This is a genomic window from Nocardia sp. NPDC041819, assembly GCF_055590505.1.
Genome location: NZ_JBVJAP010000024.1, coordinates 1 through 13,183, shown reverse-complemented (window position 1 = coordinate 13,183; position 13,183 = coordinate 1). Strand labels below are relative to the sequence as shown.

Here is a 13,183-nt window from a genome sequence, read left to right as displayed (position 1 = left end):
GTTTCGAGGGTACGAAACAGTATTCGCAGGTCCGAAGACATCCGCGGTCAATCAATCGGCATTTTCGGCCACGGGTGGTCGCGGTGCGGCGGTCGCCCGAACATGGACCGCTCGATCGTGCGCGATTTATTCGCGCGGGCGCCCCGGCATCAGTTGCCCGCGAGCTGGCGTGCGATGACCAAACGCTGAATCTGGTTGGTGCCCTCGAAGATCTGCATCACCTTGGCCTCGCGCATGTAGCGCTCGACGGGGAAGTCCTGGGTGTAGCCGTAGCCGCCGAACACCTGGACCGCGTCGGTGGTGACCTTCATGGCGGCGTCGGTGGCGACGAGTTTGGCCACGCTGGCCTGGCGCGAGTACGGCAGCCCCGCGTCCCGGCGGCGGGCGGCGTCGAGGTAGGTGGCGCGGGCGGAGTCCACCGCCGCGGCCATGTCGGCGAGTACGAAGCCGAGCCCCTGGTGGTCGATGATGTGGCGGCCGAACGCCTCGCGTTCCTTGGCGTAGGCGACGGCCTCGTCGAGGGCGCGCTGCGCCAGGCCGGTGGCGACAGCGGCGATGCCGAGGCGGCCGGAGTCCAAGGCGCTGAAGGCGATGGAGAGGCCCTGGCCCTCCGCGCCGACGCGGCGTTCGGCGGGCAGGAACGCGTCGTCGTAGGCCGCGGTGGTGGTGGGCACGGCGCGCAAGCCCATCTTCTCCTCGGGTTTGCCGAAACTCAGTCCCTCGGTATCGCCGGGGACGAGGAAGCAGGAGATACCGCGGGAGCCTTCGCCGGTGCGGGCGAACAGGGTGTAGAAGTCGGCGCGGCCACCGTTGGTGATCCAGGCTTTGGCACCGGTGATCCGGTAGCCGCCCTCGACCGGGGTGGCGCGGCAGCGCAGCGCGGCCGCGTCGGAACCGGCGTGCGGCTCGGAGAGGCTGTAGGCGCCGATGGTCTCGCCGGAAAGCATGCCGGCAAGCCAGCGCTGCTTCTGCTCCTCGGTGCCGAACGCGAACAGCGGATGGCAGCTGAGACTGTGCACACTGACGGCGACGGCGACCGCGGCCCAGCGGGCGGCGAGTTCCTCGAGCACCTGGAGGTACACCTCGTAGGGTTGCGCGCCGCCGCCGTATTCCTCCGGATACGGCAGGCTGAGCAGTCCGGCGGCGCCCAGCGCGGGGAAGGCGCCATCGGGGAAGATCCCGGTCTTCTCGCACTCGGCCACGCGCGGCTCGAGCACCTTGTCGGCGATGTCGCGGGTCAGTTCCAGCAGGTCCCTGGCTTCGGGGGTGGGCAGCATTCGGTCCACTGGCATGTCGTCTACTCCGCGGTCGCTCGATTCTCGTGATTCACAGTAACCGGGCGTCGGCGGGGATCGGTCCGCTCGTCCGGGGGCGGTGATCGGCAACCGTCGTCGCGGGTGGATGAAGCGGTGGGCGCGGGCGGAGATCACGGTATGGACAGGACTCGCGCGAGTACGCCCGGTTTCGGTGCAGAATGTCCGGATTGCCGGTGGCGCAGCCGGTGCGGCCGACGTGCCGGAACGCTCACGAGGCCGGTGCTGCACGTGCAGCTGTGCGCGCAGGTGCGCGTGCAGCTTTCGGTCGCCGCCGGATCATTCGTGCTGGTCATCGCCGTTTCATCGGGTGCGGTCCGAAATGGAGTGCGCAGCTGCGCGATTGGTTCGTCTCATTCGGGTGATATCCCTTCGACCGTCTGGCGCAGTGACGCCACACTCGACTAAGACAGAAAGCTGTTGGGATTCGGGGTCGACCGGTGCGTCGGCGGCAACGCAGGGGGTGCCGCCGCCGCATCGGCCCGGAGACCTGGCTCTGTGCCGCAATCCGTTTTAATATCTGCGTATGAATGCAGATAGCCAGGAATGGCGGCCGCGTCTCGCCGAGGATCAGGTCGGACTGGTTGTCGAGGTGTTCCGCATGCTCGCCGATCCGACGCGTGTGCAGGTGCTCTGGGCGCTGGTGGATCGCGAACTGTCGGTGAACGATCTGGCCGCGCGAGTCGGCAAGCCTGCGCCTTCGGTGTCGCAGCATCTGGCCAAGCTGCGGATGGCGCGGTTGGTGAGCCCCCGCCGATCGGGGACGACGATCTTCTACCGGCTGGAGAACGAGCACGTCCGGCAGTTGGTGGTGGACGCGGTGTACAACGCCGAGCATGCGGGGCCCGGTGTTCCCGCGCACCATCGCGGCGCGGGCGCGGTGCGCGACCTCCCCGGCCGCGACGAGGCGAGTGCGTCATGACCCATCGGCATCAGCATCATCACCACCATGCCGGGCATCAGCACCGCCATCGGTCGAGCGCGATCGGCGCGTTGCGGGAAGTCTTCGTCCCGCACAGCCACGACGCGGCCGACAGCATCGATGACGCGCTGGAGGCGAGCGCGGTCGGCATCCGGGCGGTCGCGATCAGCCTGGTCGTGCTCGGGTGCACCGCGGTGCTGCAACTGGTGATCGTCGTCGCGTCCGGCTCGGTGGCGCTGGCCGCGGACACCGTGCACAACTTCTCCGACGCGCTGACCGCGGTTCCCCTGTGGATCGCGTTCGCCCTCGGCCGCAAGGCCGCGACCAGGCGCTACACCTACGGCTTCGGCCGGGCCGAGGACCTGGCCGGGCTCTTCGTCGTCGCGATGATCGCCCTGTCCGCGCTGATCGCCGGCTACGAGGCGGTGCGCAGGCTGCTCGATCCGGTACCACTCGACCACTTGGGCTGGGTCGCCGCGGCCGGGTTGGTCGGATTCCTCGGCAACGAGACGGTGGCGCTGTACCGGATCCGGGTGGGGCGGCGAATCGGCTCGGCTGCACTGGTCGCCGACGGTCTGCACGCGCGCACCGACGGGTTCACCTCACTGGCGGTCCTGCTCGGGGCGGGGGGAGTGGCGCTGGGGTTTCCGCTCGCCGACCCGATCGTCGGCCTGCTCATCACCGTCGCGATTCTCGCGGTGCTGCGGACCGCGGCGCGCGACGTCCTGCGCCGGTTGATGGACGCCGTCGAGCCCGAGTTGGTCACCGCGGCCGAGCGGGCGTTGTCCGCGGAGCCGGGCGTGCAGGGCGTACGCAGCCTGCGGATGCGATGGATCGGCCATCGGCTGCACGCCGACGTCGAACTGGACGTCGCCCCGACGATCACGCTCGCGGACGCCCATCACCTCGCGCACGAGGCCCAGCACACCCTCACCCACGTGGTGCCCAAGCTGGACACGGCTGTGGTGCACGCCTATCCGGCGCATGCCGAGGTCGCGCTGCCGGGCACAGCGTGAAGCCGGGCGGTTGCTATCGGGGTTGCGGTGCCGGGTGCGGCCGGGGCCTGGCATCCGCTACCGAAGTCGCGGTCCCCGGAGGGGTAGGGAGCCGAGCATGTGCCCACCGAGGTCGAAGTGCCGAGCTGACCAGCGGAAACTGAGGGCGTATGCCATCGGATAGGGGCCGGTGGGAATGCCCCGTCGGCCTTGCCCGAGGCCGCCTACCGTTGGGTAGCATCGCCGGTGTGATGTGGCTCATGGTCGGTGCGTGCTGAACCATGCCGCCGCGTGTACCGACTTTTGCTGAGCTTCCCGACCTGGTCTTACGCAGCCGCATCCCGGAAAGTCCCGACGCCGCCGTGATCGGCGTGGCGGTGGGTTTCGCGGTACCGACTCCGAGTCCGAGGGCGTCACGGCACTCGTCGTGCACCTGCTCATCGAACACGGACAGCTCGGTGCCACACGTACCGATCGGCCCGCCGCATTCCCGGATCCGTTCATCACCAAGCGGGATTCAGGATGAGTGGACAGGTGCTCGCGCGTCGGTCCGGCGTGGTGACGTGCCCGGAAATCCTCGCTACAGCGCCGGCCCCGCGATCCCGGATCGAACCGGACCCGGCGTCGCTGGTGAATCGTGTCTTCGGTCGCGGCTCGATGCTCGTCGGCCGGGTGTTCAGCCTGTTCCGCCCCGATGCCCGCCCGCCTCGGCAGGACCGGCGATGCGGCGCTGTCGTATGCGGTGCTCACCCGCGGCGAACCGATTCCGTATCCCGGACAGATCCGCTGGGTCGGGTGCTCGCCGGGAGCGCGTCGCAGGTGGCCGCAATCGACTTGGCTTTCTGACGGGAAGTCACCGAAGAAAAAAGGAGTTCCGATGTTGAGCACCATGCAGGACGAGCCGTTGTCGCTGGCCACGTTGCTGCGCTACGCATCGACGTTCGCCGGCGATTCCACCGTGTCCACCTGGACCGGTACCGGCGTGCGCACCATGACCTACCGTGAGGTCGGCGCCGAATCGGCGCGGTTGGCGAACGCGCTGCGCTCGTTGGGCATCGGGGTCGGCGATCGGGTCGGCACGTTCATGTGGAACAACAACGAGCACCTGGTCGCCTACATCGCGGTGCCCGCGATGGGCGCGGTGCTGCACGCGCTGAACATCCGGTTGTTCCCCGACCAGGTCGTCTACGTGGCCAATCACGCCGAGGACCAGGTGGTGCTGGTGGACGGCACGCTGGTGCCGCTGTTCAGCCAGATCCTGCCGCACCTGACGACGGTCCGCCACGTCATCGTGGTCAACGGTGACGCGGCGACGCTCACCGCGCCCGAGGGCGTGCAGGTGCACTCCTACCCCGAGTTGCTCGGCGCGCAGCCGGACACCTACGACTTCCCGGTGATCGACGAGCGTTCCGCCGCGGCGATGTGCTACACCTCCGGCACCACGGGCGACCCGAAGGGCGTGGTGTATTCGCACCGCTCGAACTGGCTGCACGCCATGCAGGTGGCCGCGAACAACGGGATGGGCCTGTTCGAAACCGACACCATCCTGGCGATCGTCCCGCTGTTCCACGCGAACGCCTGGGGTCTGCCGTACGCGGCGCTGATGTCGGGGTCGAATCTGTTGATGCCGGACCGGTTCCTGCAGCCGGGCCCGTTGCTGGAGATGATGGCCGCGCAGAAGCCGTCGTTCGCCGCCGCGGTGCCGACGATCTGGGGTGGGGTGCTGGCGGCGCTGGCGGCGAATCCGCAGGACATCACGCACCTGCGCTCGGTGGTGGTGGGCGGCTCGGCGGTGCCGCCGTCGATGATGCGCACCTTCGAGGACTCCCACGGCGTGCGGGTGCTGCACGCGTGGGGCATGACCGAGACCTCGCCGCTGGGCAGCGTCGCGCATCCACCCGCCACCGCGGTCACCGACGAGGAGAAGTGGGCCTACCGGGTGACCCAGGGCCGCTTCCCGGCCGGTGTGCGCGCGCGTCTGGTCGGTGACGACGGCGTGGTGCCCAACGACGGTGTGTCGCTTGGCGAGCTGGAAGTGCGCGGGCCGTGGATCACCGGCTCGTACTATTCGCCGGACGGCGCGGTGGTCGATCCGGAGAAGTTCGACGAGGGCTGGCTGCGCACCGGCGATGTCGGCAAGATCAGCCCCGACGGCTACCTCACGCTGGTGGACCGATCCAAGGACGTGATCAAGTCCGGTGGCGAGTGGATCTCGTCGGTGGATCTGGAGAACGCCGTGATCGGCCATCCCGCGGTGGCCGAGGCCGCGGTGATCGGCGTGCCGGACGAGAAGTGGGACGAGCGCCCGCTGGTGGCGGTCGTCCTCGCCGAGGGCGCCGAGGTGAAACCCGAGGATCTGCGCGATTTCCTGGCCGACAAGTTCGCCAAGTGGCAGTTGCCGGAACGCTGGGCGTTCATCGCCGAGGTCCCCAAGACCAGTGTGGGCAAGTTCGACAAGAAGCGGCTGCGCAGCCAGTACGCCGACGGCGACCTGGAAGTCACCACGCTCGGCTGACCGCGCCGCCCCGCGTCACCACTTCAGCATCGGCAGTGGTGACGTGGGGTGGGTCCGCAGCCGCCGCGCGGCCAGCGAGACGAGCCTGCGGTGGAAACCGTGGTTCGGGTAGCGCTTCGCCAGGTCGCGGTAGGTTCCGCGGGAGATGCCGAACCGGCCGAGCAACCCCCGTTCGACGTCGATGGCGTCGGCGCGCCGGAAGATCTCGACCGGGTCGTGCGGCGGCCCCGCCGGGCGCAGCTTGTGATGCTGATCGATCATCGACACCACCAGCCCGGTCGAGTCGTCGCGGTCGATGCTGGCCAGCCACGCGCGTGCCTGGTCGCACGAGGGGGCGAGGTAGTCGAAGCTGCCCGCCGACCAGATGCCGATGTCGTGCAGGACGGCGGCGGTCAAGAACTCCTCGCGCGTGCTCGGTCGAGGTTGCTGGTCGGCGGCCAAGAGGTCGCACAGCGTCAGGACGCGCAGCACATGATTGGTGTAGGCGGCACGGTCCGACCCGAGCTGTTGCGCCCACGGCGCGAGCCGGGCTTCGACCTCATCGCGAAGATCGTTGCTGCTCATGGCGGTTGACCTTACGCGCAACCGACCGCCGTCGACGGCGGCGACGCGCGGGCGCAGCGCCGGATGGACGTAAAACACCCGGCGCGGGCGAATCAGTTTGCCGCGCCGGGTGTTCAGCTCGTGGATCAGCAGTTGCGCAGTTCCGGGCTCTGGTTGAGCAACTGGGCCCGGGTGCTGATGAACGTGCTGTAGGTATCGCCGCCGACCGCCGCGAGCGGGAAGGCGGCGACCCGGTGGCAGTTCTGGAAGGCGAGCTTCACGCCGAAGTGCCGCTCCAGTCCACCGCGAATCGCGTCGGAAGCCATGGCGCGCAGCAGTTGTCCGCGTGCCACGTCGTCGGGCGGCGCGATCGTGTTGTCGGCGTATTCCTCCGTGCCGGAACGCAGGTCGGCGGCCACGCGACTGACCACTTCCCAGGCGTACGGCAGCGAGTTGCGGACGACCTCGACGAAGTCGGCGTCGTCGACCTCGCCGCGCTCGGCGCGTTCCAGTATTGCGGTGGGGACATCAAGGGACATGGCGCTCTCCTCCAGTGCTGGACGTCGATGCGATGCCCGAGTCTAATCGAAAGTCGTTGTCAATAATGCTGGATTCGGCGTGAAAGAGCTTTTTCCAGTGCGGCTTTCGTGTCGGCTGCCAGGTGGGCGACCAGTTCTCCCGCGGGTAGCTCGGGGGTCAGCGTATGGGTTTGACCGGCCCAGAGATTGACCTCGTCCGGGTTGCCCGCCGCGCGCGCTGCGGCCCGCAGCGGGGCGGTGGCGTAGTGGATCTCCGGGTATCCCACCGGCGCGGTCGCGCTGTGCCGCAGCAGGAATCGGTTGCGCAACCCGCGTGCCCTGCGTCCGGTGAACGCTCGCGTGAGCATCGTCGGGGTGTCGGCGGTCAAGGCGGCGCGATGCACCTGGTTGGTGCCTGCTTCGGGGCAGCGCAGGAATACCGTGCCCAGCTGCGCGGCCACCGCGCCCGCCGCGAGGGCGGCGGCGATGCCCGCGCCGGTCGCGAGGCCGCCGGTGGCCACCAAGGGCCGGTCCGTGGCGGCGGTGAGCAGTTGCAAGAGCGCCAGCAGTCCGAGCGGGTCGGCGGTGTCGTCCGCGGGGCGGTCCACGAAGGTCGCGCGGTGCCCGCCCGCCTCCGCGCCCTGGGCGATGAGCACGTCGGCGCCCGCCTCGACCGCGACGCGCGCCTCGTCGACCGAGGTGACGGTCACCCAGATTTCGGAACCGGCGGCGTGCAGCCGCTCTATCTCCGCGGCGCTCGGGCAGCCGAAAGTGAACGACACGGCGGCGACCGGGTCGGCGACGAGCAGGTCGAGCTTGGCGTCCCAGTCGTCGGTGTCGTAGCGCGGATCCCCGAGAGTGTGGTCGGCGCCGAGTTCGGCGAGATAGTCGGCCAGGTCCGCGGCGGGGGTCGGTGGGCCGGGTACGAAGAGGTTCACGCCGAACGGCTTGCCGGTGGCCGCGCGCGTCGCCGCGATCCGCGCCGCGGTGTCGGCCGCGCTCAGATAGCCGGCGGCAAGCTGAGCGAACCCGCCCGCCTCGGCCACCGCGGCGGTCAGCTCGGGAGTGGATGGGCCGCCCGCCATCGGGGCCAGCACGATCGGAACGTCCGCCTGGTCGAGGATCACGCTCCGATTGTCGCGCATCTGGACATGTGACCCGGGCCTCACCAGCGATTTTCCGCTGGAAGGTTGCGGAATGGTCACGACGCGGTAGAGTTCCCGTCACGACGGATGCCAAACCGTTATCCGCTCGGCTTCACCGGATCGTTATCGAACCCGGTTCGGCTCGGGCTCCGGCATCCCGGACCCTGTTCTACGACCGAGGACTCAGCTTTGTCGCAGCACCGTGTAGGCCCCAGTTCCATTACCGTCCAGAGCCTCCTCGGCGACGGCGGCGAAACGGGCCGGCCGACGCGGCACCGCGCCGAGCCGTCCGCCACCGAGCGCGTGAAGGCCGCCGCGACCGCAGCGGTCGCCGCGGGCGCTTTGATCGGCGCCGCCAGCCAAGTCGCTCCCGCGATCGCCTACGCGTCGCCGTTGCTGCCCGGCTCCCACGATGCCGACGAGGAGACCCACGCCGCGCCTTCCACCGTGAAGGGTACGAGCATCCTGCCGATCGCCGAGGCGAAGGTCGCCGAGCCGGTCGCGCAGGCCGCGCCGGAGCCCGCCGCGGTCGCCGGGCAGATCGCGGCTCCGGTCGCCGCTCCGTTCGGCATTCCCAATCTTCCCCCGGAGATCGCGGCCCCCTTGGCTCAGGCCGAAGAGGTCCTCAAGGGCGTGCAGCAGCAGGTCGCTCCGGCGCCCGCGGTGCGCCCCGTGGCCGGTGAGATCAGCTCCGGCTTCGGCAGCCGCTGGGGCGCCATGCACTACGGCCTCGACTTCGCCGACGCGCTGGGCGCGCCGATCCACTCGGTCAGCAACGGCACCGTGATCGAGGCGGGACCGGCTTCCGGTTTCGGCCTGTGGGTGCGCGTGCTGCAGGACGACGGCACCACCGCGGTCTACGGCCACGTGAACGAGATGTTCGTGCACGCCGGGCAGCGCGTGAACGCGGGCGACGTGATCGCCACCGTCGGTAACCGGGGGCAGTCCACCGGTCCGCACCTGCACCTGGAGATCTGGGACCAGTCGGGCACCAAGATCGACCCGATGCCGTACCTGGCAGCCAAGGGCGTGCCGTTGCAGTGGGGCCCGTCCGCGCACTGACTTCTCCTGTCCAGCTTGATATTCCGGTCGGCGCACGGTTGCGCGCAGCGGAGCTTCCCGCGACGAGGTAATGCGGGAAGCGGTTGGCGCGCGGGTCTTTCAGAGCCGCCCCATGGGCACCGGTCGGTCGCTAGGCTCGGGCCGTGATCGAGCTGGGCGACATCTTCGAGCCTGGGTCACCGCACGGCCGCGTCTACGCCGTGCTGGTGCACCATCCGCGGTCGAGTCTCTCCGATATCGCGCAGTACCTGGGCGTTTCGGAAGACCTCGCCGCGGACTCGTTGGATGTGTTGTGTGAATTGCGCGCCGCGGTCCGCGTCGAGTCGCCCGAGGGCGAACCGCTGTGGGACGCGCACGCACCGGAATCGTTGTCCGAAGCCGAGGCGCGGCGCAGACAGCAGGAGATCAACCAGATGCACGCGGCCGCGGCGCGCTTGAGCGAGACGTTCCGTTCGGTGCGCCGCTCGCCCCGCGGCAACGGCGCGGTGGTGCCGGTGTACGAGCGGCTGGAGATGCTGGCGGATTTCGAGGAGATGCAGACCGGCGCGCGCAGCTGCGTCAAGCTGGTCGAGCGCGGCCCCTATCTCAGCGATCCGGAACGCGAACGCCAGCTGTTCGAGCTGAAGCGGACCAGGCTCGGCGAAGGAATCCGTTATCAGACCTTGTATCAGGACACCGTCTACCAGGATCCGGAGCGCTTGCGGCACGCGCTGTCCACCAACGCCAGCGGCGCACAGGCCAGAACGCTGCCGGAGCCGCCGTTCAAGCTGATCATCAGCGACGACGAGCGCGCCAGCCTGGTGCTGCACGCCGACGAACGCAGGCCCGATCCGATGGGTCTGCGCATCACGGGGTCCCCCACGCTCGAGCTGTTGGTCAAGACCTTCGACGTACTGTGGACGATGGCCGCGCCCATATCGGTGAATCCTGCCGCCGAGGCGCTGGACGAACGTGACCGGGCGATCCTGACCTTGATGGGACTGGGCGCCACCGACGACACCATCGCGCGCAGGCTCGGGATGTCCCGGCGCACGGTGGTCCGCCGGACCGCCCGGCTGCTGGAGCGTCTCGGCGCGAGCACGAGATTCCAGGCGGGGGTGCAGGCAACCCGGCGCGGGTGGCTGTGAGCAAGCTCACCGATCGAACGAGTCCTGCAACATGAGGGACTCGGCGCCGATATAACGGCAGGCATCACGCAAGACACCGATTCCATGGGGGAGTGGGCGGCGCTCGACGAGAGGACAGCACCGAAAGGGGGACGCGGACCGCCACCGACGGCAGCCGCGGCAATCCGATACAGCGCGCGGGTTGGGCAGTCAAGCCCCTATATGATTGCTCGGTCCGCGCTGGCCCCGGATAACGAACCCTGCGCAGGGTACGGCCCGGGTCCTGGCTCGATGCGAGAGGTGAATGCACTCGAATGGAAACCGCCCGTCGCTCTGCTCGCGGTAGCCGTCGCCGCAGGTCGGGCAGTCCGCTGTTCGCGCAGCTGCTCACCGCCGCCGTCGAGTCCGCCGCTACCGAGGTCGCGATCCGGTTCAACCCCACGGGAGATCCGGCCGACGATCGGGAACTCACCTACGCCGAGCTGGACGCGGCCTCCTCGCGGCTGGCCAGGGAGCTGATCGAGCGCGGTGTGGGGCCGGGCGACGTGGTCGCCATCGGAATCTCGCGCAGCGTGGAGTCGGTGCTCGCCGTCTGGGCCATCGCCAAGACCGGCGCGGCGTACGTGCCGGTGGATCCGACGTACCCCACCGATCGCATCAACCACATCCTCGCCGACTCCGGCGCCACGGTCGGCCTGACCACCTCGGCGCACCGCCCGGTGCTGGGCACCGGCGTGTACTGGATCGAGCTGGACGACCCTGTGCAGGCCGCGCGCATCGCCGCGCGCCCGGAGCACCCCATCTCCTACACCGACCGGGTCCGTCCGCTGGACGAGCGGCACCCGGCCTATGTCATCTACACCTCCGGGTCCACCGGCAAGCCCAAGGGCGTCGTGGTCTCGCACAGTGGTCTCGCGGGACTCGTGACCGCGGAGCGCGAGCACTACGGTGTGACGGAGGATTCGCGCGTTCTGCACGTCTGCTCGCCGAACTTCGACGTCTCGGTGCTCGAACTGCTGCTGGCCTTCTCCACCGGCGCGACGCTGGTGATCGCGCCGCCGTCGGTGTTCGGCGGTTTCGAGTTGGCGGATCTGCTGCGGCGCGAGCACGTCACGCACATGCTCATCACGCCGGGGGCCCTGGAATCGGTGGATCCGGCGGGGCTGGACGATTTGCAGGCCGTCGTGGTGGCCGGCGACAAGTTCGGACCCGAACTGGTCGCTCGCTGGGCGGCCGAGCGCGAGTTCTACAACGGCTACGGGCCCACCGAGGCGACGATCCTGGCCACCAGTACGCCACCGATGACGCCGGGCGAACCCATCACGATCGGCACGGCCATCCCTGGAGTCGGGGCGTTCGTGCTGGACTCGCGGCTGCGGCCGGTGCCCGCCGGGGTGGTCGGCGAGCTGTATCTGACCGGTCCCGCGCTGGCGCAGGGCTATCTCAACCGGCCGGGCCTGACCGCGGAGCGATTCGTCGCCAGTCCGTTCGGCGCCGACACCGGCAACCCCGGAGCGCGGCTCTACCGCACCGGCGACTTGGTGCGCCGCACCGAATCCGCGGGCCAGGACGGCGTCATCGAATACCTGGGCCGCTCGGACTTCCAGGTGAAGATCCGCGGCTTCCGCATCGAACTCGGCGAGATCGACAACGCGCTCACCGGCCACCCGGACATCGACTTCGCGGCCACTCTCGGCAAGACGCTGCCCTCCGGCGCGACCGCGCTGGTTTCCTATGTGCTGCCGCGGCCCGGGGCCGACGTGGACACCGGCGCGCTCGCCGAGTTCATCGGTGAGTCGTTGCCCGCCTACATGATTCCGGCGTCGATCATGGTGTTGGAAGAGATTCCGTTGACGCCGGTGGGGAAGTTGGATCGGGCGGCGTTGCCGGAGCCGGTGTTCGCCGCGCGGGCGTTCCGTGCGCCGTCGACGCCGGTGGAGGAGATCGTCGCGGGGGTGTTCGCGGCGTTGCTGGTGCCCGAGGAGGACGGGCGCGTGGGTGCGGACGACGATTTCTTCGAGTTGGGTGGTAATTCGCTGCTGGCAGCGCAGGCGGCCGCGCGGATCGGTTCCGCGCTGGATGTGCGGGTGCCGGTGCAGTTGTTGTTCGAGGCGACGACGGTGGCGGGTTTGGCGGCGCGGGTCGAGCAGCATGCGGGGTCGGTGGCGGGGCAGGCGTTGCGGGCGTGGCCGCGTCCGGAGCGGGTGCCGTTGTCGTATGCCCAGCAACGGATGTGGTTTTTGAACCGGTTCGATCCCGCGAGCGGGGTGAACAATATCCCGGTCGCGGTGCGGTTGTCGGGACGGTTGGATGTGGCGGCGTTGCGGGCGGCGGTGGGGGATCTGGCCGAGCGGCACGAGGTGCTGCGCACGGTGTATCCGGATGTGGATGGTGAGGGTTTCCAGTTGGTGTTGCCGGTGGGGGATGCGCGGGCGGTGCCGGATGTGCTGGTGCGGCGGGCGCATGAGTCGGAGGTGGCGGCGTTGGTGGCCGCGGCGGTGGGTGAGGGGTTCGATGTGACCGCCGCGCCGCCGGTGCGGGTGCGGTTGATCGAGTTGAGCGACACCGAGCATGTGCTGGTGTGCGTGGTGCATCACATCGCGGGGGACGGGTTCTCGATGGGGCCGTTGACGCGGGATCTGATGAGCGCGTATGTGCAGCGTTCGCGGGGTGGGGCGCCGCAGTGGCCGGCGTTGGAGGTGCAGTACGCCGATTACGCGTTGTGGCAGCGGGAGATCCTGGGGACCGAGGATGATCCGGAGTCGTTGCTGGCCGCGCAGATCGGGTTCTGGCGCGAGCGGTTGGCGGCGCTTCCCGATCAGTTGGAGTTGCCTGCCGATCGGGCGCGTCCGGCGGTGGCGTCGCATCGCGGCGCCACGCTGGGTTTCGAGATCGACGCCGAGGTGCACGCGGGGTTGAGCCGGGTGGCCGCGCAGCACAACGCGACGTTGTTCATGGTGGTGCACGCGGCGTTGGCGGTGTTGCTGGCGCGGTTGTCGAATACGCGCGATATCGCGATCGGTACGCCGGTGGCCGGTCGTGGTGAGGCGGCGCTGGATGATCT

The 13,183-nt window shown here is 69.4% G+C and carries 10 protein-coding genes; 6 read left to right on the top strand and 4 right to left on the bottom strand.

Going from position 1 to position 13,183, the window contains the following annotated elements; genetic code table 11:
• Window positions 1–149 precede the first annotated feature (149 nt).
• The gene (locus ACZ6DL_RS35450; protein WP_466057812.1) at window positions 150–1,292 is read right to left on the bottom strand and encodes an acyl-CoA dehydrogenase family protein; all 1,143 of its coding nucleotides are present in this window, start codon (window positions 1,290–1,292) and stop codon (window positions 150–152) included.
• 547 nt (window positions 1,293–1,839) lie between these two features.
• Between ACZ6DL_RS35450 and ACZ6DL_RS35445 the strand changes: the two genes are divergently transcribed.
• From ACZ6DL_RS35445 to ACZ6DL_RS35435, 3 genes are all read left to right on the top strand, one after another.
• Entirely contained in the window at window positions 1,840–2,235 is a 396-nt protein-coding gene (locus ACZ6DL_RS35445; RefSeq protein ID WP_466057810.1) for an ArsR/SmtB family transcription factor, read from the top strand.
• The gene (locus ACZ6DL_RS35440) at window positions 2,232–3,251 is read left to right on the top strand and encodes a cation diffusion facilitator family transporter (protein WP_466057809.1); all 1,020 of its coding nucleotides are present in this window, start codon (window positions 2,232–2,234) and stop codon (window positions 3,249–3,251) included. The genes ACZ6DL_RS35445 and ACZ6DL_RS35440 overlap by 4 nt, the downstream gene beginning before the upstream one ends.
• Before the next feature lie 856 nt (window positions 3,252–4,107).
• Window positions 4,108–5,745, top strand: coding sequence for a long-chain fatty acid--CoA ligase (locus ACZ6DL_RS35435; protein WP_466057807.1), 1,638 nt, complete (start codon window positions 4,108–4,110; stop codon window positions 5,743–5,745).
• Window positions 5,746–5,760: 15 nt separating this feature from the next.
• Here ACZ6DL_RS35435 and ACZ6DL_RS35430 read toward each other — a convergent pair whose 3' ends face one another.
• The 3 genes from ACZ6DL_RS35430 to ACZ6DL_RS35420 all read right to left on the bottom strand — a co-directional run bounded on the left by ACZ6DL_RS35430 (window position 5,761) and on the right by ACZ6DL_RS35420 (window position 7,951).
• Entirely contained in the window at window positions 5,761–6,309 is a 549-nt protein-coding gene (locus tag ACZ6DL_RS35430) for an HD domain-containing protein (RefSeq protein ID WP_466057805.1), read from the bottom strand.
• Window positions 6,310–6,434: 125 nt separating this feature from the next.
• Entirely contained in the window at window positions 6,435–6,827 is a 393-nt protein-coding gene (locus ACZ6DL_RS35425) for an SCO5389 family protein (RefSeq protein ID WP_040871825.1), read from the bottom strand.
• A gap of 59 nt (window positions 6,828–6,886) precedes the next feature.
• Window positions 6,887–7,951, bottom strand: coding sequence for a nitronate monooxygenase (locus ACZ6DL_RS35420; protein ID WP_466057803.1), 1,065 nt, complete (start codon window positions 7,949–7,951; stop codon window positions 6,887–6,889).
• A gap of 189 nt (window positions 7,952–8,140) precedes the next feature.
• On the opposite strand from ACZ6DL_RS35420, the gene ACZ6DL_RS35415 reads away from it, so the two are divergent.
• The 3 genes from ACZ6DL_RS35415 to ACZ6DL_RS35405 form a co-directional block, all read left to right on the top strand.
• The gene (locus ACZ6DL_RS35415) at window positions 8,141–9,013 is read left to right on the top strand and encodes a M23 family metallopeptidase (protein ID WP_466057801.1); all 873 of its coding nucleotides are present in this window, start codon (window positions 8,141–8,143) and stop codon (window positions 9,011–9,013) included.
• Between the two features lie 143 nt (window positions 9,014–9,156).
• On the top strand, window positions 9,157–10,140 hold the full coding sequence (locus ACZ6DL_RS35410; protein WP_466057800.1) for a DNA-binding response regulator: 984 nt from the start codon (window positions 9,157–9,159) through the stop codon (window positions 10,138–10,140).
• A gap of 293 nt (window positions 10,141–10,433) precedes the next feature.
• The coding region (locus ACZ6DL_RS35405) for an amino acid adenylation domain-containing protein (protein ID WP_466057798.1) at window positions 10,434–13,183 on the top strand (2,750 nt) is incomplete at its 3' end.

What these genes read in the sequence shown, in the direction of transcription:
- ACZ6DL_RS35450 (WP_466057812.1), bottom strand. Translation starts at nt 1,292, where the DNA reads ATGCCAGTGGACCGAATGCTGCCCACCCCCGAAGCCAGGGACCTGCTG.
- ACZ6DL_RS35445 (WP_466057810.1), top strand. Translation starts at nt 1,840, where the DNA reads ATGAATGCAGATAGCCAGGAATGGCGGCCGCGTCTCGCCGAGGATCAG.
- ACZ6DL_RS35440 (WP_466057809.1), top strand. Translation starts at nt 2,232, where the DNA reads ATGACCCATCGGCATCAGCATCATCACCACCATGCCGGGCATCAGCAC.
- ACZ6DL_RS35435 (WP_466057807.1), top strand. Translation starts at nt 4,108, where the DNA reads ATGTTGAGCACCATGCAGGACGAGCCGTTGTCGCTGGCCACGTTGCTG.
- ACZ6DL_RS35430 (WP_466057805.1), bottom strand. Translation starts at nt 6,309, where the DNA reads ATGAGCAGCAACGATCTTCGCGATGAGGTCGAAGCCCGGCTCGCGCCG.
- ACZ6DL_RS35425 (WP_040871825.1), bottom strand. Translation starts at nt 6,827, where the DNA reads ATGTCCCTTGATGTCCCCACCGCAATACTGGAACGCGCCGAGCGCGGC.
- ACZ6DL_RS35420 (WP_466057803.1), bottom strand. Translation starts at nt 7,951, where the DNA reads ATGCGCGACAATCGGAGCGTGATCCTCGACCAGGCGGACGTTCCGATC.